Source organism: Nakamurella panacisegetis (genome assembly GCF_900104535.1).
GTDB lineage: Bacteria > Actinomycetota > Actinomycetes > Mycobacteriales > Nakamurellaceae > Nakamurella > Nakamurella panacisegetis.
The window spans coordinates 1,525,372-1,551,474 of record NZ_LT629710.1; the positions used below are offsets into that span (position 1 = coordinate 1,525,372).

General features: G+C 65.3%; 23 protein-coding genes and 3 pseudogenes. 19 read left to right on the top strand and 7 right to left on the bottom strand.

Annotated features, from left to right (window positions below; all coding sequences use genetic code 11):
- Positions 1–180: 180 nt before the first annotated feature.
- On the top strand, positions 181–1,329 hold the full coding sequence (locus tag BLS97_RS06720; RefSeq protein ID WP_407938043.1) for an IS30 family transposase: 1,149 nt from the start codon (positions 181–183) through the stop codon (positions 1,327–1,329).
- 265 nt (positions 1,330–1,594) lie between these two features.
- A protein-coding gene (locus tag BLS97_RS06725) for an IS3 family transposase (RefSeq protein ID WP_407938038.1) occupies positions 1,595–2,757 on the top strand; the annotation gives its coding sequence in 2 pieces (ribosomal slippage) (positions 1,595–1,862 and positions 1,862–2,757; 1,164 coding nt in all).
- 497 nt (positions 2,758–3,254) lie between these two features.
- Here the strand turns inward: BLS97_RS06725 and BLS97_RS22715 are convergent.
- The 3 genes from BLS97_RS22715 to BLS97_RS06730 are packed head-to-tail and all read right to left on the bottom strand — an operon-like array spanning position 3,255 to position 5,243.
- A complete protein-coding gene (locus tag BLS97_RS22715; protein WP_157695241.1) occupies positions 3,255–4,178 on the bottom strand; it encodes a hypothetical protein in 924 nt (307 codons plus the stop codon).
- A 1-nt stretch (position 4,179) separates the two neighbouring features.
- On the bottom strand, positions 4,180–5,055 hold the full coding sequence (locus BLS97_RS22720; RefSeq protein ID WP_157695242.1) for an alpha/beta fold hydrolase: 876 nt from the start codon (positions 5,053–5,055) through the stop codon (positions 4,180–4,182).
- 14 nt (positions 5,056–5,069) lie between these two features.
- Positions 5,070–5,243 (bottom strand): hypothetical protein, encoded by a 174-nt coding sequence (locus BLS97_RS06730; protein ID WP_157695243.1) that lies wholly within the window; start codon positions 5,241–5,243, stop codon positions 5,070–5,072.
- Positions 5,244–5,299: 56 nt separating this feature from the next.
- On the opposite strand from BLS97_RS06730, the pseudogene BLS97_RS06735 reads away from it, so the two are divergent.
- Positions 5,300–5,830: pseudogene (locus BLS97_RS06735) on the top strand (transposase); the annotation flags it as partial.
- Positions 5,831–5,859: 29 nt separating this feature from the next.
- Here the strand turns inward: BLS97_RS06735 and BLS97_RS06740 are convergent.
- Positions 5,860–7,029 (bottom strand): annotated as a pseudogene (locus BLS97_RS06740) (IS30 family transposase).
- 45 nt (positions 7,030–7,074) lie between these two features.
- On the opposite strand from BLS97_RS06740, the pseudogene BLS97_RS06745 reads away from it, so the two are divergent.
- Positions 7,075–7,829: pseudogene (locus BLS97_RS06745) on the top strand (IS256 family transposase); the annotation flags it as partial.
- Positions 7,830–7,881: 52 nt separating this feature from the next.
- On the opposite strand, the gene BLS97_RS06750 reads toward BLS97_RS06745, so the two are convergent.
- The 3 genes from BLS97_RS06750 to BLS97_RS06760 form a co-directional block, all read right to left on the bottom strand.
- Positions 7,882–8,427, bottom strand: coding sequence for a hypothetical protein (locus tag BLS97_RS06750; RefSeq protein ID WP_090475290.1), 546 nt, complete (start codon positions 8,425–8,427; stop codon positions 7,882–7,884).
- Positions 8,424–8,759, bottom strand: a complete 336-nt coding sequence (locus BLS97_RS06755; RefSeq protein ID WP_197676441.1) for a hypothetical protein — start codon at positions 8,757–8,759, stop codon at positions 8,424–8,426. Before BLS97_RS06755 ends, BLS97_RS06750 begins: the two co-directional genes overlap by 4 nt.
- Before the next feature lie 293 nt (positions 8,760–9,052).
- Entirely contained in the window at positions 9,053–10,084 is a 1,032-nt protein-coding gene (locus BLS97_RS06760) for a nucleotidyltransferase domain-containing protein (RefSeq protein ID WP_157695244.1), read from the bottom strand.
- 733 nt (positions 10,085–10,817) lie between these two features.
- On the opposite strand from BLS97_RS06760, the gene BLS97_RS24425 reads away from it, so the two are divergent.
- The 15 genes from BLS97_RS24425 to BLS97_RS06830 all read left to right on the top strand — a co-directional run bounded on the left by BLS97_RS24425 (position 10,818) and on the right by BLS97_RS06830 (position 26,097).
- Positions 10,818–11,186, top strand: coding sequence for a single-stranded DNA-binding protein (locus BLS97_RS24425; RefSeq protein ID WP_407938044.1), 369 nt, complete (start codon positions 10,818–10,820; stop codon positions 11,184–11,186).
- A 155-nt stretch (positions 11,187–11,341) separates the two neighbouring features.
- Entirely contained in the window at positions 11,342–11,929 is a 588-nt protein-coding gene (locus BLS97_RS24430) for a GNAT family N-acetyltransferase (RefSeq protein ID WP_090475296.1), read from the top strand.
- A gap of 107 nt (positions 11,930–12,036) precedes the next feature.
- The gene (locus tag BLS97_RS22725) at positions 12,037–12,294 is read left to right on the top strand and encodes a hypothetical protein (protein WP_157695246.1); all 258 of its coding nucleotides are present in this window, start codon (positions 12,037–12,039) and stop codon (positions 12,292–12,294) included.
- A 102-nt stretch (positions 12,295–12,396) separates the two neighbouring features.
- Positions 12,397–12,567, top strand: a complete 171-nt coding sequence (locus BLS97_RS23390) for a hypothetical protein (protein WP_197676442.1) — start codon at positions 12,397–12,399, stop codon at positions 12,565–12,567.
- Positions 12,568–12,617: 50 nt separating this feature from the next.
- Positions 12,618–12,935, top strand: coding sequence for a hypothetical protein (locus BLS97_RS23395; protein ID WP_197676443.1), 318 nt, complete (start codon positions 12,618–12,620; stop codon positions 12,933–12,935).
- 1,088 nt (positions 12,936–14,023) lie between these two features.
- The gene (locus tag BLS97_RS06785; protein WP_090475299.1) at positions 14,024–14,506 is read left to right on the top strand and encodes a hypothetical protein; all 483 of its coding nucleotides are present in this window, start codon (positions 14,024–14,026) and stop codon (positions 14,504–14,506) included.
- 434 nt (positions 14,507–14,940) lie between these two features.
- Positions 14,941–15,135 (top strand): hypothetical protein, encoded by a 195-nt coding sequence (locus BLS97_RS06790; protein WP_090475301.1) that lies wholly within the window; start codon positions 14,941–14,943, stop codon positions 15,133–15,135.
- 317 nt (positions 15,136–15,452) lie between these two features.
- On the top strand, positions 15,453–16,217 hold the full coding sequence (locus BLS97_RS06795; RefSeq protein ID WP_157695247.1) for an IS110 family transposase: 765 nt from the start codon (positions 15,453–15,455) through the stop codon (positions 16,215–16,217).
- A gap of 346 nt (positions 16,218–16,563) precedes the next feature.
- The gene (locus BLS97_RS06800) at positions 16,564–17,781 is read left to right on the top strand and encodes an ROK family transcriptional regulator (protein WP_197676444.1); all 1,218 of its coding nucleotides are present in this window, start codon (positions 16,564–16,566) and stop codon (positions 17,779–17,781) included.
- Complete coding sequence (locus BLS97_RS06805; RefSeq protein WP_090475304.1) at positions 17,778–18,734, top strand: carbohydrate ABC transporter permease; 957 nt, start codon at positions 17,778–17,780, stop codon at positions 18,732–18,734. The genes BLS97_RS06800 and BLS97_RS06805 overlap by 4 nt, the downstream gene beginning before the upstream one ends.
- Complete coding sequence (locus BLS97_RS06810; protein WP_090475305.1) at positions 18,727–19,551, top strand: carbohydrate ABC transporter permease; 825 nt, start codon at positions 18,727–18,729, stop codon at positions 19,549–19,551. Before BLS97_RS06805 ends, BLS97_RS06810 begins: the two co-directional genes overlap by 8 nt.
- A gap of 120 nt (positions 19,552–19,671) precedes the next feature.
- A complete protein-coding gene (locus BLS97_RS06815) occupies positions 19,672–21,042 on the top strand; it encodes an ABC transporter substrate-binding protein (RefSeq protein WP_197676445.1) in 1,371 nt (456 codons plus the stop codon).
- A gap of 51 nt (positions 21,043–21,093) precedes the next feature.
- Entirely contained in the window at positions 21,094–22,269 is a 1,176-nt protein-coding gene (locus BLS97_RS06820; RefSeq protein ID WP_090481557.1) for a glycoside hydrolase family 15 protein, read from the top strand.
- On the top strand, positions 22,266–24,518 hold the full coding sequence (locus BLS97_RS06825) for a glycoside hydrolase family 31 protein (RefSeq protein WP_090475308.1): 2,253 nt from the start codon (positions 22,266–22,268) through the stop codon (positions 24,516–24,518). Before BLS97_RS06820 ends, BLS97_RS06825 begins: the two co-directional genes overlap by 4 nt.
- Before the next feature lie 340 nt (positions 24,519–24,858).
- On the top strand, positions 24,859–26,097 hold the full coding sequence (locus BLS97_RS06830; protein WP_090475311.1) for an FhaA domain-containing protein: 1,239 nt from the start codon (positions 24,859–24,861) through the stop codon (positions 26,095–26,097).
- Positions 26,098–26,103 lie beyond the last annotated feature (6 nt).

A 26,103-nucleotide genomic window follows, 5' to 3' on the forward strand; every position in this document is an offset into this window, starting at 1 on the left:
ATCTGGAATCTTGATTTACGCTTGCCAGGGTGATGGGACCACCGCGTTGCCACTTGGGTTCCAGTGATCGTTGCACCACCGGAGGACTGTGGGAGCGGGATCGTGAACGAGAACTCGACACGGCAGAGGCAATCTGGTGTGGAGCTGCTGCTGGCGGAGCGGGAGCTTTACCGTCTGATGATGGCGCAGGGAATAGGTAGCTCACGGATCTGCCGGGAGCTGGGGATCAGCCGTCGGACGGGCACCAGATGGCGGTACGGACGCCGGGAGGACCGGCCTGGTCGGCAGCCACTGTTCTACCCGCCGGTGGCCACAGCTCCGCCTCCGGTCATCTCAGCGCGGTTCCTGTCGGTGCAGGAACGGCTGACGATCGCTGACCTGCACCGGGCGGGCAGGTCCGGTCGGTTCATCGCCGCGGAGTTGCACCGCTCGCCGTCGACGATCAGTCGGGAAATCGCCCGCAACGCCGACGAAGGCACCGGCGAGTACCGGCCGCACGCCGCACAGAGCAAGGCCGCTGCCCGGCGGCCGCGGAGCAGCGCCGGGAAGCTGGCCGGCGATCCTGAGTTGCGGGATTTCGTGCAGAGTTGCTTGGAGAAGCGTTGGAGCCCTGAGCAAATCAGCAAGGTGCTGCCGACCGAGTTCCCCGATCAACCCGGCCGGCATGTGGTGCACGAGACGATCTATCAAGCTTTGTACGTCAGCGGCCGGGGTTTGACCCGGGAGCTCACCAAGTCGTTGCGCACCCAGCGGGTACGACGAAAGCCGCACCGGAAGGGTGAGAACCGCCGCGCACGTTCGTTTGTCGATCCAATGGTGATGATCACCGACCGCCCCGTCGAGGTGCTGGACAGGGCGGTGGCCGGCCACTGGGAGGGGGACCTCATCACCGGCGCGCGCAACGTGTCAGCCATCGGCACCATGGTCGAGCGCACCACCAGGTTCGTGGTCCTGCTGCACCTGCCGGATGATCATTCCGCCGCTACAGTGCGCGATGCGCTGATCGCTGCGATGGACACCTTCCCTCAGGAGCTGCGCCGGTCGTTGACCTGGGATCAGGGTGGTGAGATGGCCTACCACCGCGGCGTCACCATCGCGACCGGCATGCCGGTGTTCTTCTGCGAGCCCCGCAGCCCATGGCAGCGCGGATCGAACGAGAACACCAATGGGCTGCTGCGCCAGTACTTCCGCAAGAGCAGCGACCTGAGTGTCTACACCCGGGAACACCTCGACGTCGTCGCAGCCGAGTTGAACGGCCGACCGCGAAAGGTCCTCGGCTGGCAGACCCCACCCGCCCAACTCGCTAAGCTTCTGGCATCGGAAAACTGACGACCTGGTGCAACGATCGCTAGAAACCAAGTGGCAGAAACCAGGCCGAGGTGGTCCCATCACGATGGCAAGCGACACTTGATCGAAGCCTTGCGCAGGGGAGCCGGCTCTTCGTGCGTCACCACTGTGTGGCCCAACCAGTCCGCCTGATTCGGCATGCCGTTATGGACGATGGCACCAGCCGCTGGCGTGTCCCCGGTGGATGAGGCCGAGTTGATTTAGAGTCCTGTTGCCCCAGGTGAGGGGCAGGAAGGACATGATCGGGATGGCTGGTAGGAAGCGTCATTCGGCGGAGGACATTGTTCGCAAGCTGCGCCGGGCGGATGAGTTGACCGCTGCGGGGAGGACGATGGAAGAGGTCGCCGCGGAGCTGGAGGTGTCGGCGCCGACGTTGTACAACTGGCGCCGGCAGTACGGCGGGTTGGACGGCGACTCCGCGAAAGAGCTCAAGGACCTTCGAGAGCAGAACAGCCGACTGAAGCGGCTGCTGGCCGAGGCGGAGCTGGAGAAGGACGCCTTGCGGGAGGTGGCGAAGGGAAAATTCTGAGCCCGGCAGCGGCACGCCGCGCGGTGGACATGCTCATCGACACAATGAAACTGTCGCAGCGGTTGGCGTGCAGAGCTGTTGGGCTCAATCGGTCCACCTACCAGCGCCGCCCGATCGCTCAGACACCGGCGGATCCGGACGCTGACCTGCGGGCCTGGCTGCGCCGCTACGCCACCCAGCACCCGCTGCACGGGTTCCGGCGAGCCTGGGCTGCGTTGCGGCACGACGAGGGCCGGCAGGTGAACAAGAAAAAGGTCCACCGCCTCTGGATGGACGAAGGACTGCAGGTCAGGATCTACCACCCCCGCAAACGCGTCGGCATCAACAGCGTCCCGCAGATCGCGGCGGACGCGCCGAAGGTGGTGTGGGCCATCGACTTCCAATACGACTCGACCGTCGACGGGAAGGCCATCAAGATCGCGTCGATGATCGACGAACACACCCGGCAGTCGATGCTGCACATCGTCGAGCGGTCGATCACCGCCGACCGCCTGGTCACACACCTGCAGCAGGCGTTCGACGAGTGCGGCGGCCCACCCCAGGTGCTGCGCATGGACAACGGCCCCGAGTTCATCTCCGATGCACTGCAGGACTTTTGCCGCAACAAGGTCGGCCTGATCTACATCCCGCCCGGCACGCCCTGGAACAACGGGCACATCGAATCATTCAACAACCGACTCCGAAGGGAATGCCTGAACCGCAACCACTGGACGAACCTCCGAGAAGCCCGAGTGGTCATCGGCGACTTCAAGGAAGACCACAACCATCGGCACCGCCACTCGGCGCTGGGCTACCTCACACCCGCCGAGTACGGTGCCCAGTGCACCCACACCCACCAACCGGTGGGCTGTGAGATCGAACCATCAACCCCAAGGCTCTAGCACTGCCCGGCCTACAAAACGGGGACCTGCCACCGCCACTCGATGCGTCACCGGAGCTGCAAACGGTCGTATGTGATAGACCCGCAAGCATGGCCGTCGTTGCCGACACCCTGAGCGTCATCGGGTCCAACGAATGCCAGATCGAAATCCTCCCCGCGTAACCCAGCTCTCTCGATGAGTTGCGAAGCGTCGGATCGTTCTGCACTACGTTGTCACCTGGCCGCTCGTGACCCCATCCTTAACGACAGGCCTATCTGGGTGGACAATCACGGACGTTCTGCCAGCTCCGCGGGTAGCGTCCAGCCAGGTACGAGATCGCGGGCTTCGGCGTTCGCGTCGTCGGACGTATGGCCACCGGCGTTGAGGTTGAGGTCACCTACAGCGGAACGACCGGGGAAGGGCGCACAAGGCGCACGCTGTCAGCGGACCATCCGCTGAGTTTCGCGATGGGAGACAGATGAGGCTCGTGTCGACGAGTTAGTCTCGAGAAACAGAAACTATGTATCCAAATCAAGGGTAATCAGAGCCTGCCCACGCAGCTTCTCAAGCAACTGCTCGTACGCGACGCGTTCCTCGACGTCAAGGTCATCGCGCTGTATGGCATCTTCTACAAAAGCAACCAGAAAGCTGAAGATCGCCGAGCGCCGGTTCAGGTTAACGTACTCCAACCCTAGAGGCTGCCGCCAGGGAGTCTCGCTTCTCCAATCGGCTGGGTTTGGCCAAACGGACGAGTCCCCGAGCTCAGTCATGAGTTCCGGCTTTCCCTTGGCCAAGCTGCTCTCGGTGAACAGCCAAGCTGAATTTGGCTTCTCAGGATTCAGGCGCTGGAATGATTTTTGGGAAATAGCCCGCTCGATTTGAAATTCCCATTCACGCCATTCTGCGTCCCGAGCAAAGTACAGTACGAACATTTGATCCATCACTTCCGGTCGCGAATCCGCCTTCGCTGCCGCTAGACTGACCGCAAACTCGTTCCATATCTGGGCAGGTTCGTACGCAATGGCGACGGCTCGCGGCCATTGCGTGTAGGGCCTGAGCACCGAGTTATACCTGCTCAACCAGAACGACGACTCTCCGATTTCCCAAGATGGTCTAAGTGCTCCGGCCGGGTGGACGAGACTAGACTGAAAGAAGGAGTTCTCAATTATCATTTCTGGTGCTCCGCGCACTACCGGCCGCCAAAGCGCATACTGCTGAGCTGCAACGGAGGCGTGGTTGTATGCGTCCCGATCAAGCTCAAAGTAGCCAACCCTAAGTCCAGCATCCAGCCATCCGAGATTCTCTCGAAGGAGAACAATTTGTAGAGAGAGAGAGGCGTTGGCTGCCTTGGGCGCAGACGCTACCTGGAGTCGTTCGACGATCGGGTCAATAAAATCCTCGATGAATGCCTTCGCCTGTAAAACCGAGTCGATGTCGACCATCTTACGACCCACCATTCTCGATCAGTTCCCATGGTGTGCTATAGGCTTCGCTCGGTTTGCAGATCGATACATGAGATTGCCCCGGGACAGAGTTAGAATTGCGATCTGTCTTGTAATCTTCAACCTGCACGACTGTATCGGGATTTGCCCAAAGTACGTCAGGATGAAGTGCCGGCACGCTGCGATTATACAGCTTTGCAAGCTCTTCCGTGAGATCTCTCGTATTCGCCAGCAGCTGCGAGCGCTTAGGATCTAGCTCACTGTATGTCGGCGACTTCCGGAGGAGGAAACTAGCAATCCTTCCGAGGCCCATTAGCTCGCCGAGAGTTAGCCAACCTGTCGGAAAGAAGCCTTGGGTTGCCGGGCTGAAGAGGACGAGTCGCGCCTTCAATAGTGGGGGTTTCATTGCGAGTGTCACCTTCATGAATCCTTCGGCGGTGTTCCCAACCCTGACACGACTAGCGGCTTCGTGCCACTCTTTTGTAAGGGCGACCACCAGTCGTCGCAGGATGACGCCGCCCAGCGAATGGCCAACAAGTATGAGTTCATCGTACGGGTCGCTCCCGTCGCGGATGGGCATACCAAGTACGAATCGAAACTTCTCAGGCACAAGGGGAAAGAAGTCAGGGAAGACATGTAAGAGTCTGTGCACCACCCCCAGTGTGTTCTCGTGCAAGGAGTCGTAGCCTACGAAGAGCATGTCCGCTTCTGCCCACCAGTCGCGATCCCCTGGCATGTCGAATTGCTGCCACGTCGAGATCGCATGACCACCGAAGCCATGCACGAAGACAACCAGACGCGTTGCACGCTGTCTCGCCATATAGATCGTGCTTCCGTGACCCAAAGCTTCGACGTCACGCGGCACATGCGTCTTCATTCGTACATGATATGTCAAGCTGTCCGCACCCGAAACGTCACCTTCTCCCTTCTCAACGCCACATACAGCCCCATCACCACCGAGTCCAGCAGGTCAGGGCTGAAGCCGAGCCGCTCCTTGATCTTCTCCTTCTTCTCGACACGCAGGACCTTGTCGGTGGTGTCGAAGTGGTGGGGACTGTCCCGCAAACGGTGTTTCCGGCCCGACACGCTGAGCCCGAGTGGCCGGCGGGGAAGGTGCCGTGATGACTACGACACTTGATGCTGTGAACGCGAGGAAGAGACCCGACCCCACGGCTGAAGCCGCTGCGGCGGCGGAGTTGGTCCGGATGGCGAAGGAGAAGGGCTGGTCGTTCACCGGCCCGGATGGGCTGCTCAAACAGCTCACCAAGACGGTCTTGGAGACCGCGCTGAACGAGGAGATGACCGAACACCTCGGATACGAAAAGCATGACCCTGCGGGTCGGGAGTCCGGGAACATCCGCAACGGCACCCGCGCCAAGACGGTGCTCACGGAGTCCACCGGGCATGTGGACATCGACGTGCCCAGGGACCGGGCGGGCACGTTTGAGCCGCACATCGTGAAGAAGCGGCAACGCCGGCTGACCGGGGTCGATGAGATTGTGTTGTCGTTGTATGCGAAGGGTCTGACCAGCGGGGAGATCTCGGCGCACTTCGCCGAGATCTATGGCGCGTCGGTGTCGAAGGAGACGATCTCACGGATCACCGACAAGGTGATCGAGGAGATGCAGACCTGGCAGGCCCGCCCGCTGGACTCGGGGCGGTTTCTAGCGAACGTTGCGAATCATTGAGTTGCCAGTCGGCGGTCCCATCGTCGCATGAGCTGTGCTGGTGTGCGATCCGCCAGGCACAGGCGTGGTCGCGAGTTCATTTCCGCTGTTACCTGAGCGAGGTGGGCGGCGGTGATGAGCGAGAGGTCGGTGCCCTTCGGAAAGTACTATCTCAAGAGGCCGTTGGTGTTTTCGTTGCTGCCTCGCTGCCAGGGTGAGTGTGGATCCGCGAAGTAGATTTTGATCTTGGTGGCCCGTTCGATCCGGTCGTGGTGAAACATCTCGTTGCCCTGGTCCCAGGTCAGTGTGCGACGCAGCGCTGGTGGCATGCCGGCGAACACAGCGATCAGTGCGTCACCGACGGATTGGGCCGAATGTCCGTCGGGCAGTGGGACCAGGACGGTGTGTCTGGTCTTGCGTTCGACCAGTGTTGCGATCGCAGACCGTTGTCCCGCACCGATGATGAGGTCACCTTCCCAGTGACCGACCTGACCGCGACGCTCGACCACGGCCGGCCGGCTTGAGATCGACTTCATCTTGGTCAACTGCTTCATCGCGCCTTCACGGGTTCGGCCCCTACCTCTGCGGTGGCGGTAGATACGGGCCGTACGCAGGTTGCTAGGGGTCGCGGCGCAGATCAGCCCGCGGTAGACGCCCGCGTAGATGGTCTCGGCGCAGACGTGCCAATCGGGTCGATTGCGGTAGCGGCGCCGCAGCCATCGACTGATCTGTCCCGGCGACCATCGGGTCTTGAGCTTGCCGGCGACCACTGCGCGAAGTTGGTCGTCCGCGGCGAATCGGTGCGGCTTGGGTCGCCGACGTCGCTCGTGGGCTTGGTTGTGGGCGAACCACGGCTGATATCTGCCGTCGGCCTTGCTGTTCCTGGCGATCTCCCGATAAACGGTCTGGAAGCTGCGACCGATGCGGGCAGCGATCGACTTCACCGGCTCTCCCCGGGCCAGCCCGTCGGCGATCTCGATCCGGTCGTCCTGATTGAGGTAGCGGTTGCTGATCGGCGTATCGACATAGCTCACGCTGCCAGCGTCGATGAACCACAGCGATCCGCAGCTCAAGGACACGCCGACCATCTCCGACGCCGCAGCCCCGGACAGGCCAGTTCGGATCAGCTCAAAATATCGTCGTTTGACCGCAGCCGGCATCTTGTTGGCAGCGAATCTAGGCATGTCGTACTCCGCTCGTCAGGATTCACGACGTTCGCTAGAAACCGCCAGGTGTATGCGGCGGTGTTCATCGACGCGATCGTGGTCAAGATCAGGGACGGGCAGGTCGCTAACCGGCCGATCTATGCCGCGATCGGGGTCACCTTGGACGGGGAGAAAGACATCCTGGGGTTGTGGGCAGGCACCGGCGGTGAAGGCGCCCAGTTCTCCGATGGGCGTGCTCACCGACGTCCGCAACCGCGGCGTGAAGGACGTGTTCTTCCTCGTCTGCGACGGGCTGACGGGCCTGCCGGAGGTCGCCGGCAACGTCTGGCCGCTGTCAACGGTGCAGACCTGCATCATTCACCTCATCCGCAACACGTTCCGGCTGGCGTCCCGGAAGGACTGGGATGCGTTGAAGCGGGATGTGAAACCGATCTACACCGCGGCGAACGCCGCCGCGGCGCGGGCGGCGTTCGACGACCTAGCTGACAAGTGGGGTAAACGGTATCCAGCTCTGATCAGGTTGTGGGACAACGCTTGGGAGGAGTTCATCGGAGTTCCTGGACTACGACGTGGAGATCCGTACCGTCATCTGCTCGACCAACGCGATCGAGTCGCTCAACTCCCGGTACCGGCGGGCGATCAAGGCCCGAGGCCATTTCCCCACCGAGCTGGCCGCGTTAAAGTGCCTGTACCTGGTCACCAGGTCCCTGGACCCGACCGGCACCGGCCGCACCCGATGGAGGATGCGGTGGAAACCCGCCTTGAACGCTTTCGCCGTTACCTTCGCCGACCGGTTCCCGGCCGCGGAGAGCTCCTGATGATCAACGCCGGAAACACCGTTTATGGGATAGACCCTCACAGACCACTAGGTCAGCTTGTCAGATGCCACCAAGTGCTGATGGCTTTGAGATCTGCGGCCATGATTCTCACCAGTTCCGTCCGGGTGGAATCGGAGTCGGTGCGTGAGTATCTGGTACCGAGAGGTATAGCGGCGGCCGTCGAGGCGGTCGGAGCTGCCCAGGCGGTTGTCATTTGTGGTCCGGCCTCTCGGATCGCCGCTGCGGCGAAGTTCGTGAAGGCGGCCACTACCTCCACCGGAGCGTGCATCTCCAGCAGCGCTTGGTGGTGGGAGATTGAGGTTTTGATGTCCGATAGGGCGCTGGACAGCATCAACCAGTTGTTGGGATCGTCTGTCTTGCGTCGGATTCGGTAGGGACCTTCGAGGTAGGCCTCGACGGTGCCGATGGCGTTGCCGTAGAGGGTGGCTCGTTCGTTTCTGCGTGCGATCTTGCGTTGGATGGTGTAGCCGATGACCGCGACGGTCGCAGCGACGAGCCCAGCGATGATTGTCGAGGCCTGTGACCAGCCGAATCCGTCGAAGAACGGCTTATCGGCCGCTGCGGTCGGCGTGATCATGCTGCCTTCTGATTCAACCCGTGGGGGGCTTCGTCGCCGAGCCAGTGCCCGCCGCCGGCCCTCCAGAGCGCCTCGAAGGCGAGGTGATCACCGACGATGTAAAGCAGGTCGAGTAGTCCCTTGTCGGGGGTCCAGCGGCGCTCTGGTGGGTCGCCGGGGTAGTAGAGGCATAGTGAGTCGTCGGGCATGCGGTGGGGGGATAGCATCCCGGTTTCGGCCCAGACCCGTGGGTAGTCCTGGGGGCTGAGTCCGAAGGTCTCGTATGCCGGGGCGGCGTAGAAATTGATCGCTACCTCGGTTAGGTCGTTTGGGCCACGGATGTCCAGTGCCACCTGGTACTTCAGCGTTCCGGGTCCTTCGACGGTGCGGAGTCGGTCCCCGTATTCGCGCCGGGCCGTCGCCCCGGTGGCCGTCCGCCACGCCGGCGACGTGCCGTACCAGTGGATCGGAGGCCAGTCGGTTGGCGTCGTCGGGGCTGGGACGATCCATGGCGATCCTAGACACGGCCGGCGGGGAGCTTCCGGCGCCGTGTCAGGCGTTGGGGTCTGGCCGGCCGGCTTGCCGTGCCGCCGGATCACCTGGGGGCGATCGGCGGCACGGCGATTTTGCCGGGCAGTTCGCCCGTTCACGGGGCCCAGGAGCGGACGGGCGTGTGACTGCGTACTGGCGCCGTCACGGCCGGGCTCCGGGTCGCTCGCTGACCAACAGCGCGCTCCAGGCGCTGCGTTTGGACAGCAAGATCGGACGGACGCGGCAGCATCTGCGGGTCGTTGAAGAACACGGCCAACGCATCCACCGCAAGAACGTCGTATCCGTCGTTGGCATAGTTGATCGCCTCGACCAACTTGGCCCGGGCAGTGGTCAACCTTCCGACGACCTCGGCGCGATCACCCGGAATACTGATCGGCCCGGCAACCCCGGCGGGATCGGGCGTTTCTCGCCGGGACAGATCGGCGATGGCGTAGTCGAACCACGCGACCATGCCGTCGAGCTGGTTCAGCTCGCCGGTGATGCAGGACAAGCCAAGGGCCTTGATGTTCCAGCTGCACAGCAGCTTGGAGTGCCGGCGAACCCAGTGCTTGAGCAGCCGAACTGTGCGGGTGTAGTTCACGTTGCTCAACTTGATCGCGTCCCGGACGAGTCGGGTGTGCGCCTCGGGATCGGATCGGTCCCAGGTTTCGTAATTGGGAATCCACAGGCCGTTGCCCCATGGGTAGTCGATCGCGACGATGACGTCAGCGCTGAAGTCGCTTTCGTTCGGGTCGACGGGTGCGCCGAACGCCACGTAGACGGAGCGCTTGCGCCCTCCGGTGATAACTCGCAACAACGGGAATTCGCCCTTCAAGGCGTCCCGGATGGCGTTGGCGGCTCGGTCCTGCAGCTTGGCCGGGCCGTTGGCGTACGGCCCGAACTCACCATCGGGGTTCGGCACCACGACACCCAGATCGATGTCGGTGAGCGGGGTCAGCGCATCACCGTGCGCGACCGAGCCGTTGAGGTAGACCCGACAGTCCGGCCCGAATTCTTCTTTCAGCGCTGTCTGGATCCGGCCGCGGCGTCGCCGGGCTTCGGTGAGCTCGGCGTCGTCCACTTGGATTCGTTCACGCGCCGCAGACAGCACTTTCAGCAGTGCGGCGATGCCGCTCAATGCGGTCATCGCTGGGCCTCCAGCGCGGTGGACGCGGCGCAGCTGGTCGACCAGCTGGACCAGCAGTCGGTGACGGTTGTCATCGGTTGAAACCTCTCTCTAGCCCCCGCGTGCGGAGTGCCTGGCGAGACCCCCATGCGGGGTGTCTCGTGCGGGAGCACCGACCCGATCGGCAGGGTTGCCGAGAGTTGGGTAGGGTTAGAGCCGTCGCGCCTGCAAGCAGACAGCTCTAATCCCATTCGATGCTCCGGTCCCACCCGGTGCTCGGGTGGGATTTTTGCTTTGCCGGGGGCTACCCCGTTCGTGAAACCCTTCCCGCGTTCGGACAGTCCGCTTGTTACGTACCGTGTTGTCGATGACAATACACCCCACCGTCGGTGGACGGTAGCTTCCCGGTGCCTATCGCGCTCACTGGCGCACGAGCGAGTCATGCCTAGGGTCATCCGCCTAGGGCGGATCACCAAGCCTTCAATGCCGCGTTTCGCGGTTACGGAGACAGTATCGAACTTACGTTCGCTTACACCGAACCTCGCAGTAAACCTCGCAGTATAGATCGACCCACCGACAGTGGAACAACGGTCATTCGGCCACCCCAGGGCGCCGGTCGTAGCCCGGCGGTTGACCGGTGTTGACTCGTCGGATAGGATCGCTCAATCAGGTGGTTTAAAATCATTCTTCTACTATCTCTATGCGTTCTTCGCAGATGAGCCATTCGGAGTCGTGAACGCGAGTGACATACGTAGTGGCAGAGGGGATCGTTACCACGGAGCCAACTTTGAGGACGGTTCGAGATAGTGGCAGTGGCCGGCCGGATTACCCAGTCGCCAACTTCATCCTGAGCGTCAGGGACAGACGACGTCGTGGGACCGAATGGGTGGATCTACCCGAAGAGAGCTACGACGTCGCGGTCTATGGAGATGCTGGCAGGCGGGCCGCATCCGTTGTTCGTGTTGGTGACCGGGTAGTTGTTGCCGGTCCAGTCCATAAGGAGGAGCGGTCGGGCGACCGTGAGTGGCTCGACCCGTTCAACCGGCACCTCAGCGCTGAGCATCTCGGCCTTTCAACAAGATTCATGTCTACCGAACAGCGTCCGATATCGGCTGACCATTGACCTGCCCGACGACGTGAAAGGTTCTTCGCCGTCATGATCAGTCGCGTTATCGATAACAGCTCCATCACCTTTCACAAGCTCGCGGGGGAAACCCGGGAAAAACCACGCTCGCTTACAGCTGCGCGGCGTTCTGACGAAGAACGCGCACTCTAGTGATGGCGAGCCCAATTCGGCTGGAGAGCGAGACATTAGGCCTGGTGCTCCGCGACGTGGCCGAGGGAGACCTTGCGGACATCAGTGCGTTACTCGCGGATCCTCGCGTCCACGACTCCTTAGGAGCTGGTTCCGTCCCAAGTACTCACCAGCAGGCAGCCGAGTACGTAGAGCGTCACGCCGACGCAAGGTGGGAGCCAAACCGTACGGACTTTGTCTTTGCGGTCACGACCGCCCCCCAGTCAGCAGTCGAACCAACACCTGGCGGCATAAGACGCAACGTCGTCGGGTTAGTCGAACTCGCGCCCGGGAGTGACGGGGGCGATGCGGAGATTGGCTTCCTGATTCATGTGGATTACTGGCGACAAGGGATCTCCCGCGCCGCAGGTGCGGCTGTCCTAAAGTTCGCGTTCGAAACACTTGCGTTACCTACAGTTGTCGCGAAGTGCGTGCTTACGAACACAGGATCGATCGCCCTCCTCCTGAAGCTCGGCATGCAGAGGATGGACGATCGCGAAGAACCCGGGGACGATGATCGACCACGGCCATACGCACGGTTCCAGATTTGGCCGCTCGACCCGTCCGAGTAGCTGCGTTGGCGAGCTGTAGGGACTGGCATCGAGGATCTCACCAAGCACATAGTCTTGAGAGCGTTTGCCCCCCAACGCGTTTCGCCGACAATCTAGATTATTGTCAGGTGATCGTCACCATATTGCATCGGATTCAAACCCTGCCCCGAACAACGCTACGCGGCTATCGGTCCGATTGGGCCGAGTTGACCAGAAGGTGCACCGGCGCCGGCGCCGATCCCCTGCCGGCTACCGCGGTGTCCATCACCGGGTACCTGACCATGCTCACCGGGGCCTTCCCGGCCGGAACCGCGCCGGTCAACCTGGCGGTCACGGTCGCCAGGCACGCCGATCAGCGGCCCGGGCCAGTCTGGGCCGATCGGTAGCCCACACGATTTGCACCTCACCGATTTGCGCCAGCCCGACCGTCGGTGCCCTCTGCCACACTCGACACCACTTGCTGCACGGCCAGCGGAAGGACCCACACCATGAGCGAGAACACCAGCACCGTCGAGGTCCAGGACGACCTGCGCGCCTGGGCCAAAGGCATGCACACCTTCGAAGCGGCCACCGAGCTGCTCATCCGCGGCATGGGCGGTCGATTCGCCCTTCCGACAATCCTTGGATCAAACACGAAACTGGCGTCCGCGGTTCCCTAACCCCGCGCTACTGGGCCGACCTGCAGGCGATCGGCGAGCACATCGGGGCAATGTCCAGCGGTGAACGAACATTCCTGATGATCGTCGCCTCCCTGGGGAGCGATGCCGTGGACGTGAACCTGTCCGACACGATCATCCGGCTCGACCGCCCCACCCTCGAACTGGTCCTGGCCGGTATCGCCCACGCTGCCGGCAGTCACCAGCACTCCGGTCTGGTCCACGACGACGCCGGCGCGGCCACCGGGTTCGAGCAGCTCAGCAGCCTCTACCCGTGGCCGGCCCGACCCACCACCCCCGGCGCCGGCCGGTCGTGTTCGACCGGACGGTCCCGGCTGCCCTGCTCACCGGAGTCGTCCTGCTGGTGCTGACCGTGATTCATCCGGCGGCCTGGTGAACGCTGCTGTTCTGGGTCATCATCGCCGGCACCGCCACTGGCGATGCCCGAGAACGCCGCCGAGCGGCCGCCGGTCAGACCAGGCCAGGGCGGTAGGGCAGCCACCGAGGGTCGGCCTCGGCGATCGCCGACCACCCGGGCTTGTTCGCCACGAAGGCCTGCGCCGCGTTCGGCTCGTAGGCCATCCGGATCCGCGGATCCGCGTCCTTGCTGACGACCCACCGGCGCGTGCCGGCGCGCCAGCACCGCCGGCGCGGTCGAGGATCACCGCCGGTCGACCGGCGAACTCACTGAAGGTTGCGGCCCGGCGGGACGCGCGCGGCGGCGGCCGCCGGCGCCGTCATCGAGTGCGGTGCGAGGACGTTGGATTCAGCGTGATCTGTAGGTCGTATCTTTCGTTGGTCGCGTGATCATCGGCAAGGCTGTCTGTTGTTGCCGAAGGCAACACCGTGCTGTTCTGGAGTTCTGACCGTCGCGTGCGGCGTAGGCCTCGCCGTTAAGATCCGCGGATGGACGGCTGCGCTACCGATGGGTGCGATCGCGTTCCCGCATGGCCAAGTGTCCGGCGGTCGAAGGTCTGGTGTCAGCCTTGCTTGACGGCCATCGCGAACGAGCGGGGTTACGAGCCGGCTGAGCCGTTGGCCGGCCCGAAGGATCGGTGGCTGCTCACTCACATCGCCTGCGGGCATGCCCGGCACACGAACCTGTCGTCTGTCCGCAAGGCAGTCCCGGTCTGCTGGCACTGCCGCGAGGACCGATTGGTGAACGGCCGGCCGTGGGTCAGCCCTCACCTGCCCGCGCCACTTCCTGAGGCGGATGAGCGGTGGGTTCGAGAGCAGTTCACCGCAATGGACGCGATCCTGATGGAGGTTCCGACGACCGCCAACCGGGCGCTCCCCCTGGACTAGGCGTGCGCGAAATGCGGCTACATCTCGGCGTGCACGGCGGACACGATGCGCGAGACCGCCCGGCAGTCCTGGTTTCCCTGCCACCAGTGCGACCGAGAGCGGCTCAAGGGCCCGCAACCCGTCATTTCGGTACTTCACCACCCGCGGACTCGACTTGATCAGCACCCCGGCCAAAACCTTCGAGGAACCCTATCTGGCACGTTGTCGGCGGTGCGGAGCCAGTCGAAGGGTCTCGGCCAGCACGCTGTCAGGGGGTGGCCCACCCTGCCTGGCCTGCGACGGTCTGCACTTCGATGCCAGCGACCCGCATCGCGTCTACCTGTTCCATTTCGCTGAGTTCGGCGTCTTCAAGACCGGGATCACCAACGCTGGCGGCGACTCCCGACTTCGGGCTCACGCCGCCCGCGGCGGCCGGCTACTGGAAATCATCACTGTGCGGGACCGCGCTGCTGCCCATCAGATCGAACAGACGGTGCTCAAACAGTTCAGGGCCTGGCCAGGCGGCATGACCGAGGAGCAGTTCCCCCAGATCGGCTGGACCGAATGCTGGGACGAGCGAGGCGGCCGGGCCCGCCTGGCTGCGACAGCCGTGGCGCACTACTTCGCTCGTGTCGATCGTGCCGGACTTCCCGCCTGACGGATTCTCTCCGTTCGGCGGCCCGGATAGCCGATGACATGCGTGGGGGCAGAGCCTGGCGCAGGCGAGTTCGTGCGGGCCGCTGGCGGCGTGGGGCGCAAACCTGGCCACCACGGCGTGCAGGGCTGCATCGTGGCCCGGTGCTGGGTGGCCGCGCTCACGATGCCTGCGGTTGACGGAGGCCACCCGGCGGCCTTCGACGTCCGGTGTGAATTGCGTTTCTTGACCAGCCCGGCCATCTTCGCGTCCCGTTCGGCCCCGCCACTCCCGGACCTGCGACTGGTAGAGCCCTTCCCGGCGCAGGACGGCGGCCTTCTCCCCGTGCGGCGCCGCCTCGTACTCAGCGACCACCCGCGCTCGGTACTGGGCGATGAACGAGCGCCGTACACTGCCGCCATCGACCGAGCTGCGGCCGGCTGGGGGAAGGGGAAATCATGGTCTGGGCAACGATCATTTTCGCGCTGGTGCTGATCTTGGTTCTGATCGCCTGGATCCGCTGGGCGAAACGCACTCCGTCGGCCGGTTCGAGTAACCCGGGCCGCGCCACATTCGACGCCGACGTCGTCGGACCCCCGGGCCGTGACCGCTACACCGGTCGCGACCGCGGCGCGGGTGGGCTCGGGCTATAGGGCTCGGGCCTGCTGCTGCCCCAAGCCGGATAGGGACACGCAGGTGGAAGAGTCAGGAGCGAGGTTGTCGATCGACCAGTCCTCGCTCAACCTGGCTTGAAGCTGGGGCGTCGATGGCTGGCCGGAACGACGAGACGTCGAGCCCGGCCGCCACATACCGAGTGACGAACACAAAGTAGAGGCGACGCGCGACTGCTCTAGACGGTATGGGTGTCAGCCCTTGAGCGGTTGACGGGCCGGGGCCTCGCTGCGCATGTTCGTGGATTGCCGTCGGGGAGTTGGCCCCTTCGGCACCACAGTCGCAGTTGGAGGCCCCGGTGTTTTCAGAGCGTACGAGTGTTGGTCTTGATGTGCACGCCCGGTCGGTGGTGGCCAGCGCATTGGACGTCGAGTCCGGTCAGTTGCGGCGTCAGCGGCTGACCCCGAACGTCGATGACCTGCGACGTTGGTTGGCGGCGTTGCCGGCTCCGGCGGCGGTGACCTACGAGGCCGGCCCGACCGGGTTCGGGTTGGCCAGGACCTTGACCACCGCGGGATCAGGTGTGTGGTGGCGGCGCCGTCGAAATTGCAAACGTCCGGCCGGTGACAGGGTGAAGACCGACGCCCGAGATGCCGAGCACCTAGCGCGGCTGCCGCGGATGGATCAGATCGTGCCGGTGCGGGTGCCCTCGGCCGACGAGGAGGCGGCGCGGGATCTGGTGCGGGCCCGGGAGGACGTTCGCGGTGATTTGATGCGGACACGGCATCGGTTGTCGAAATTGTTGCTGCGTCAGGGCATTGTGTGGTCCGGAGGCGCGGCGTGGACGGGTCGGCACGAGCTGTGGCTGCGCGAGCAACACTTCGACCGGGCCGGGTTGCAGCTGGCCTTCGACATCGACTTCGAGGCGCTGCTGCTGGCCTCGGCGCGGCGGGACCGCTTGGACAAGGCCATCGAGGCGATGGCCACCGACAGCCAGTTCACCCCGGTGGTGCGCCGACTGTGCTGCCTGCGCGGGGTGTCCACCCTGACCGGGTTCGCGCTGGCGGTGGAGGTCGGCGACTGGGGCCGGTTCACCGGCTCCAGCACGACCTTTCCTTGTTGACTAATAAGAGTGACCGAACGAACCGTAGCGCCAACGTCACGCTCCGTCAATGGTCGTCACGGAGAATGTTCATCTCCGACCCCCGGGCCGGCTGGCGATGGGCCGGCACGACAGCCGAACGATCGGCGACCCAGCCCGGAGAAGGCATCGCCGGACGTACGGCGTCAGTCCGGCGACGCCCATCGGGTCGCGCACGATGCTTGCGCCACAACGTGTTCCGTACCTGTTCGAGCCGCCGCGAGCACGGCCCGCACCCAAGTGGTCACGATCACATAACGGGCTTGCGTCCCGACCGGACAGGGGTTACCTTTCGACTTAACAAAGGCCCAAACAAAGGAGTGACGCCTTGGCGTACGACATGGCGATCACCCGCGGAGGCCTCGTGCCGTCGGCGATCCTGGCCATCATCGGATCACGGGGCCCCACATCCCGCGCCGACCTGGCCCGGCTGTTGGACGTCAGTTCGGCCACGATGACGCAACTGACCAAGACGTTGCTCGCCCGGGGCCTGATCGTCGAACTGGAGACGAGCCCGTCGCAGGGCGGTCGGCCGGCCCGACTGCTGGGACTGGCCCGATCGGCCGGCAGCGCGGTCGGTGTCAAGATCACGGCCGACCACGTCGCCGTGGTTCAGGTCGAACTCGACGGATCAGTCGGCACACCACAGCTTTTCGACTTCGATCCCACCCGTCCGGACTGCCTGGATCACCTGGCCCACGTCCTGGAGGGCGCCATCGCCGAGATGGACGGGCCTCTGCTGGGCGTCGGTGTCGGCGTCCCGGGGTCGGTCGACGCGCAGGATTCCGGGATCGTCCAGGCCCCGACCCTGGGTTGGCCGGACGCCCAGGTCGGGCCGATGCTCCGGGCTCGACTCGGTCTCCCGGTGCTCGTCGAGAACGACGTGAACACCCTGGCCGTGGCCGATCGCCTGTACGGGGCCGGCCAGCGACATTCGACCTACATCGTGGTCACCATCGGCCGGGGCATCGGCTGCGGAGTGGTGGTGGACGGCTCGGTCTACCGCGGCGCCTACGGCGGCGCCGGGGAGATCGGCCACATCCCGATCGTGTACGACGACGGCGATCTGTGCGGGTGCGGCTCTCGCGGCTGCCTGGAGGCCTACGTCGGCGAGGACGCCATGCTCCGGTCGGCCCGACGGGACGGGATCCTGTCGTCGTCGGGTACGACCACGGACCTGCTCACCGCCGCCGACGCCGGACACGAAGGCGCGCAGGCGATCTACCGCCGGGCCGGTCGCACTCTCGGTGCGGCGCTGTCCGGCGTCGTACACACCGTCGACCCCGAGGTGGTTGTCCTGTCCGGCGAGGGCATCACCGCGTGGCCCCATTGGGAGCCCGGGTTTCAAGAGGTGTTCCGGCGTCACCTGCTGCCCCGCTGGCGCAGCATCCCGTTCCTGGTGCACACCTGGGATGAGTCGAAATGGATGCTCGGCGCGGCCAGTCTCGTGCTGGCCACCCCCTTCGACACCGTCGGCGTCGGCGGATCGCAGGGACGACTGGTCCGAGATCGACTGCAGGACAACACACCGAAGGTGTCGGTATGACGACCATCGAGAAGGCCCAATCCCCGGGCGGAACCACCGCCAGGCCGCCGCGGCCCACCACCGTCAACCGCCGGCCGCGCGGCCGCGGCTGGCGGAACACCGCCTGGGTGCTGTTCTTCCTGCTGCCCAGCGCCATCCCGCTGACCATCTTCACCTTCGTCCCGATGGTGGCCTCGTTCTGGGTCAGCCTGCACAAGTGGAACCTGATCTCCCCGGCCAAATGGGTCGGGTTCGCCAACTACCGCAAGCTCATCGCCGACCCGCAGACCGTGAAGATCTTCCTGCACACCCTGGCCTACATCGCCGGCTACCTACCGCTGGTGTACATCGGTGGCCTGACCCTGGCCATCGCCTTGAACAAGAAGATGGCCGGACGGTCGTTCTTCCGCGCGGCGATCTTTCTGCCGGTCGTGACCAGCTGGGTCGTCGTGGCCCTGGTCTGGCAGTGGCTGCTCAACCCGTCCAACGGGCTGGTCGATGAGGTGCTCGGCTTCCTGCACCTGCCGCAGCCGGGCTGGTGGACCGACCCGAGCTGGGCGATTCCGTCGGTCATCCTGGCGTCGGCCTGGAAGGACCTCGGATTCGTCATGGTGATCCTGCTGGCCGGCCTGCAATCCATCCCCACCGATCTGTACGAGGCCGCCGAGGTCGACGGCGCCACCGGCTGGCAACGGTTCCGCCGCATCACCTTTCCGCTGCTCTCACCGTCCACGTTCTTCGTCGTGGTCATTTCCCTGATCAACGGATTCCAGGTCTTCGACCAGGTCTTCGTGATGACCGGCGGCGGGCCGGAGGGCTCCAGCCAGGTCGTCGTCGGCCAGATCTACAACCTGACCTTCCGCTACGGCCGGGCCGGTGACGCTTCGGCACTGTCCTGGATGCTGTTCATCGTCATCCTGCTGATCACCGCCATCCAGCTCCGTGGTCAGAAGAGGTGGGTGACCCATGTCTGACCTCCGTCGCCTCCGCTCCCGCACCGGGCTGTACCTGCTGATCGGGATCAGCGCCGCGGTGATGCTGTTCCCGTTCCTGTGGACCGTCATCACCTCGATCACCACCGACGGAAATCTGAGCAACGGTCCGAGCCTGTGGGTGAAGGATCCGACGCTGGAGTCCTATCGCACCCTGTTCAAGGCGCTGCCGATGCTGCGCATCATCCTGAACTCGTTGGTCGTCGCCGTGCTGTCGACGGTGCTGCAGCTCATCACCGGTTCCATGGCGGCCTACGGGTTCGCGCGGCTGGAGTTCCGCGGCAAGGGTGCGGTGTTCGCGCTCTATCTGGCCACCCTGATGGTCCCCCTGCAGGTGCTGGTGGTTCCGTTGTTCATCGAGATGAAGACGTTCTCCCTGCAGGACACCTACTTCGCGCTGATCGCCCCGTCGATTGCCTCGGCCTTCGGCATCTTCCTGGTCAAGCAGGCGATCGACGCCGTCCCCCGTGAGCTGGACGAGGCCGCGACCATCGACGGCAGCGGTCACCTGCGGATCTTCGCCACCATCGTGCTACCCCTGGTGAAGCCCGCTCTGGCCACCCTGGCCATCTTCGCGTTCATGGGCAGCTGGAATTCGTTCCTGTGGCCCCTGGTGGTGACGCGATCCGCGTCGCACATGACTCTTCCCCTCGGCCTTTCCACCCTTCAGGGCCAATACACCACGCAATGGAATGTGGTGATGGCCGGCAGCGTCGTGTCCATCATTCCGATCGCCGTCATCTACGTGATCGCCCAGCGCCACATCATCACCGGAATGGCCCACACCGGCATCAAATAGTCACCCGGGCACCTTCCGCCTCGGTTGGCTGCGATAGCTCTGCCAATTCTCTCCGCTCTTCCCTCGTCCGAAGTGACATCCCGGCCTGGCAACGATGCCGGCCCGAAGAAAGGATTTACCGTGAACCGTTCGTCCCGCCTTACCGCCATGGTGGGGATTCTGGCGGTGGCCTCCCTGGTCACTGCCTGCTCCTCCGCCAGCAACAGCTCGTCCTCCAGTTCCAGCGCGGCGCCCAGTGCGGCAGCCGTGGGCAGCAGTAGTGCGGCGTCGGCTCCGAGCTCGGCCTCGGCGGCCGGCTCTTCTTCCACCGCCGCAACGTCGGCGGCGGCCGCCCCGACCGGCAACACCACCATCAGCTACATGGATTTCTCGGCCAGCGGCGGCCACGAGAAGGACCTTGCGTCCATCGTCGCGGCCTTCGAGAAGGCGAACCCGACCATCACCGTCAACGTCCAGAATGTTGCCTACACCGACTACTTCACCAAGCTGCAGACGGCGGTGGCCGGCGGAACCGCGGCCGACGCCTACGAGCTGGACTACCAGAACTTCGTCAGCTACCAGAGCAACGGCGCCCTGGCCGAACTCAAGGGTGTCGACGGATCGGTCTACCGCAAGTCCCTGGTCGACGCGTTCACCGCCGACGGGAAGCAGTACGGCCTGCCCGAGTCGTTCTCCGATGTCGTCCTGTTCTACAACAAGACGATGTTCGCCAAGGCCGGCATCGCCACGCCGACGTCCAAGTGGACCTGGGCCGACGAGAAGGCCGCGGCCACGAAGCTGACCGACAAGTCGACCAAGACCTGGGGCGACTTCCAGCCGATCACCTACAACGAGTTCTACAAGGCTCTGGCCCAGTCCGGCGGTCAGTTCTTCAACGCCGACAAGACCGCCGCCACCTTCAGTTCCGCGCAGGGCGTGACCGCAGCCAACTGGCTGGTCGGCAAGGCCGGAACCGTCATGCCGACCGTCGCCGACGGCTCGAACACCCCCGACTTCGACGTCAACCTGTTCAAGTCGGGAAAGCTGGCCATGTGGCACACCGGCATCTGGGAATTCGGTGCGCTGGACAAGGTCCCGTTCGACTGGGACGTCGTGGTCGAACCGGGTAACACCACCAAGGCCTCGGCCATGTTCACCAACGCCGCCGTCGTATCCGCGAGCAGCAAGAACCAGGCCGCCGCGCAGAAGTGGGTCCAGTTCCTCACTGCCTCCGACGCCGCTGTCACCACCCGCCTGTCCGCCTCGTGGGAGCTGCCGCCGATCGCCGACAACGCCAAGCTGTCCAGCTACCTCAAGGCCGGAAAGCCCGCGAACCGTCAGGCCGTCTTCGACGCCCTGAACCAGACGGTTCTGGCTCCGGTGATCAGCAACCAGCAGGAGATGCAGGACGACTTGAACAACGCCCTCACCGCCGCAGCCGCCGGTCGCACCCCGGTCGACAAGGCGTTGGCCGACGCGCAGTCCAAGGTCACCGCTCTACTCGGCCAGTAACCACCCCGCCCCAACCGTGAGCACCTGCGCCCCAGCCGAGGAATGAAAGCCATGTCAGTCGATATCAGCGCCGCACGACCCGACGAGTTCGCCCCTGACCCCGACGAACTGGGATCCCTGCAGCGTCTGGCCGCCCGGAGCATCGAGCTCATCGACACCCATCAGGACCGATCCGGCGCGTACCCGGCCGCGCCGACCTTCTCGGCGTATCAGGGCTATGCCTGGCTGCGTGACGGATCGTTCACGGCCGAGGCCATGTCCCGCTGGGACCGGATGGCCTCGACCAACCGCTTTCACGACTGGGTCGCCCAGGTACTCACCGCCCGCACCGATCACGTGACCGGGTTGGTCGCCGCCGTTGCACGCGGCGACCGGCCCGGTCCCGAACAGATGCTGCCCACCCGATTCACCCTGGCCGGCCACGACGGCACCGACGACTGGTGGGACTTCCAGACGGACGGCTACGGCATGTGGCTGTGGGCGGTCACCACGCACGCCGGACGACACCACCTCGCCTTCGACCGGTGGCTCCCGGCAATCGAGGTCGCCGTGGACTACCTGATCGCCTTCGGTGACTACCCCTGCTATGACTGGTGGGAGGAACACGTCGAGCACCAACACATCTCGACCCTGGCCGCGGTCCGCGCCGGTCTGGTGGCCGCGGCCGAGGTGGGCATCCTCGACCAGGTGCGCCGCGCCGCGGCCCGGGTCAAGGCAGCCGAGCTGAAGGAGCTGATCCTGGCCCGCGGCCTGACCCGGCACCGCCCCCGGCCGGCCCTCGCGAAATGGATCGGCGCCGAGACGGTCGACGGTTCGCTCCCGGCCTGCATCGTCCCGTTCGGGCTGCTGGCGCTCGACGATCCGATCGCCACCGCCACCCTGGATGCCGTCGCCGCGGATCTCGACACCCGCGGTGGCGTCCACCGTTTCACCGCTGACGTGTTCTACGGCGGCGGCCAGTGGTTGATCCTGAGCTGCCTGCTCGGCTGGAACCGGGTCGCCGCCGGCGACACCGACGCCGGCTGGCACTACCTGCGCTGGACGGCCGCCCACGCCGACGACGACGAGTTCCCCGAGCAGGTTCCCGACCATCTCCTGCACCCGGACAGCCGACCCGAATGGGTCCAGCGGTGGGGGCCGGTCGCTCGTCCACTGCTCTGGTCGCACGCCATGTACCTGATCCTCGCCGACGAGCTCGGCCTGAAAACCCTTGGACAGCAACGATGATCCGCCACCGGCCCTTTGGGTCCGAGCACCCGTACGCCACCACCGACGACCAGCGGGTCCCCGCGCTTCCCCTGTCCGAGGAATCGGTGACCCTGCGCGTCGCGGCCGCCGACTCGGTCGAGTCGATCCGATGCGAGTGGACGGCGGACGACGGTCACAGCGTGGAGACCGTCACCCTTGACCTGGCCCCGGTCGACACCGCGGAGATCAATCTGGCCGAGGCCGGAGGCGAAGGTCACCTCGCCGTCGCCCAGGCCAAGGCAGCTCGCGGCAGCAGCCGCAGCTGGCGGGTCGAGACGCCGGAACTGCGTCCGCACACCCGCTACCGTTACCGTTTCACCGCCCGGAACACCGCTGGGGGGCAACGCCGGAGCCGCATCTACACCGTGACGCCCAGCGACTGGTCCACCGACCCGGCCGGCAGCACGTTGACCGTCGACACCGACCGGCTCGTCCCGGGCAGTATCCGGTGGCGGCGTGACGCGGACGGCGTCAATCGCGTGCGTTTCGATCTGCGCCTGGAACCCGATGAACACGTCGTCGGGTTCGGCGAGCGCTTCGATCACCTCGACCAGCGCGGACGCGTCCTCGACGCGGTGGTGTTCGAGCAGTACAAGTCCCAGGGCGAACACGGCCGTACCTACCTGCCCATGCCGTTCGCCCATGTCACCTCGCCGCGCGGCGGTTGGGGCTTCCACATCCGCACCAGCCGCCGCAGCTACTACGACATCACCGGCGACCGCATCAGCATCGATGTCGACCTCGGCGGCGGAGCCACCGACGAGTTGGAGGTCGGCGTCTACCGCGGAACACCGACCGAGGTCCTCGACCAGTTCCTCACGGAGGTGGGCCGGGCCGAAGAACTCCCCGACTGGGTGTTCCACCTCTGGGCCTCCGGCAACGAGTGGAACACCCAGCAGCTGGTGATGGAGCGGATGGACCGCCACCGCACGCTGGACATCCCCGTCGGGGCCGTCGTCATCGAGGCCTGGAGCGACGAAGAGGGCATCACCATCTTCCGCGACGCCACCTACCGCATCAACGCCGACGGAACCGCCCACGCCGGCGGCGATTTCACCTACCCCGCGAACGGGGCCTGGCCCGACCCCAAGGCCATGATCGCCGAGTTGCACGCCCGCGGGATCAAGGTCGTCCTGTGGCAGATCCCGCTGCAGAAGATGCGACCCCACCCCAAGGGCCAGGCCCGGGCCGACGCGGAGGCGATGATCCGCGAGCACCACGCCGTGCTGGAAGCCGACGGTCGTCCCTACCGCAACCGAGGCTGGTGGTTCCCCCAGGCCCTGATGCCCGACCTGTCCGTCCAGCGGACCCGCGACTGGTGGACCGACAAGCGCCGCTACCTCGTCTCCGACCTGGATGTGGACGGTTTCAAGACCGACGGCGGCGAACACGCGTGGGGCCACGACCTCCGCTACGCCGATGGCCGACGCGGCGACGAGGGCAACAACCTGTTCCCGGTTCACTACGCCCGCGCCTTCGGCGATCTCCTTCGCTCGCAGGGCAAGGCGCCGGTCACCTTCTCCCGGGCCGGATTCACCGGGACCCAGGCGCACGGCATCGTCTGGGCCGGGGACGAGAACTCCACCTGGCCGGCGTTCCGGTCCTCCATCACCGCCGGGCTCACCGCCTCCGCCTGCGGAATCGTCTACTGGTCCTGGGATCTCGCCGGGTTCTCCGGACCCATCCCCGATCCCGAGCTCTACCTCAGGGCCACCGCGGCGGCCGTGTTCATGCCCGTCATGCAGTACCACTCCGAGTTCAACCATCACCGGCCACCCCTGCGCGACCGCACCCCCTGGAACGTCCAGGAGCTCACCGGCGCGACGGACGTGGTCGATGTCTTCCGCCACTGGACGAAGCTCCGCGAATCTCTGGTGCCCTACCTCGCCGGCCAGGCCCGCAACTCGATCGACACCGGCGCACCGCTGATGCGGGCCCTGTTCTTCGACCACCCGGACGACCCCGAGACCTGGAACCACCCCCGCCAGTACCTGCTCGGCGACGACCTGCTGGTCAACCCGGTCACCGACCCCGAGGCGACGACCTGGAGCACCTATCTGCCCGCCGGCCGGTGGGTCGACGCCTGGACCGGAACCACATCGGTCGGCCCGCAGTCCGTCACCCGGGAGGTGCCCATCACCGAGCTGCCGGTCTATGTGCGCGCATCCGCCTGGGCCGAACTGGCGGAGATCTTCGAACCAAGGGCCTATGATGGGCAACGGCGGTAGCAGCGATGCTCGGCGGATGACTCCGCACACGCCCAGTTCTGGTTGAGACAGACGGATCCGGCCCCCGGCTCGCGAGCAATCGCAGGTAGGGGGCCGTTTTCGTGGCCGGCCCGCGGCGAGGCCGACGACGTGGGATCGTCACCGCAACCGCCCCGGACCACAACCTCGGGGAGCAACGAACGTCTTGTGGATGCGCGACGGCTCGCGGATCAACAGACACGTCCCGTTCCCACCATTACGATCACTGGCACAGGCAATCCCTTTACGTCGGCATCGCCGGTCAGGGTTCAGGGTGGTCAGGGCCATGGCTACACGCGGAGAATGAACAGGAGGTGCATCGATGGGCGTCATCCAGAGTTTCGAACGGAAGCTGCAGGGCGCGGTCGCCGGCACCTTCGCCCGCCTGTTCGGCGGGTCGGTGCACCCGACCGAGGTGGCCGACGCGCTGCAGACCGAGGCAGCCAACCATCTCCAGCACCAGGCCGGCCGCACGATCGCCCCCAATCGGTACACGGTCCGCCTCGGACCGTCCGATCACGACGGCGTCGGGCACGACGAACAACGGGTCGCCTCAGCGTTGTCCACCATGATCAGGGAGTATCTGGACGAGCAGGGTTGGCAGACCTTCGGTGACGTAGCGGTCACACTGGAGGAATCCGATGTACTGCACACCGGACAGTTCCGCATCAGCTCGCTCGTCGACCCGGACGTCGGCCGGCGCAGCGCCCATCGAAGCGCAGGAGTGCGATCCATGACGCAGCAGCCCGAGGACGCCGGCCGGCCGCCGGCCAACCAGCCACCGAGCGGATCCCAGGCGGCGTACCCGCAGGACCCGAACCGACCCGCTGACCAGCCCGGATGGGGCCAGCCGGCCTACGGACAGCCGCCCGTCGCCCAGCCCTACCCGCCGTCGGGACAGCAGCCCGCCTACGACCCGGCCTACGGTCAGCCCCAGTACGGACAACCGGGCGGATACCCGGCCCAGCCGTACCCTCCGGCCGGCCAGCAGCCCGGATACGACCCGGCCCAGGGTCAGCCCGGCTACGGCGCGCCGCAGCCCGGTTACGGACCGCCGCAGCCCGGTTACGGACCGCCCGACCCCGGATACGCCCAGCCCGGTTACGGCGCCCCGGCCTCCAACCCCTACGGCCAGCCGGCGCAACCCGGATACGACCCGGCCTACGGCCAGCCGCAGTACGGCCAGCCCCAGTACCGGCAGCCGCCGTACGGCCAGCCCGGATACGACCAGCAGTACGGCCAGCCGCAGTACGCGCCGCCGGCTCCGGTCGACGTCCAGGCCATGCTCAGCGTCGACGACGGCTCGCACCGCACCTACCAGCTGCAGCGCGGCTCGAACATCGTGGGCCGGGGCCAGGATGCGTCCTTCCGGCTGCCGGACACGTCTGTCTCCCGCCGGCACGTCGACATCTATTTCGACGGGCAGGTCGCCGTCATGCACGATCTGGGCTCGACCAACGGCACCTCGGTCAACGGCTCCACCGTGCAGACCTGGCAGCTCGCCGACGGTGACGTCATCCGGGTCGGCCACTCCACCGTCGTCTTCAACATCCACCGGTAGACAAAC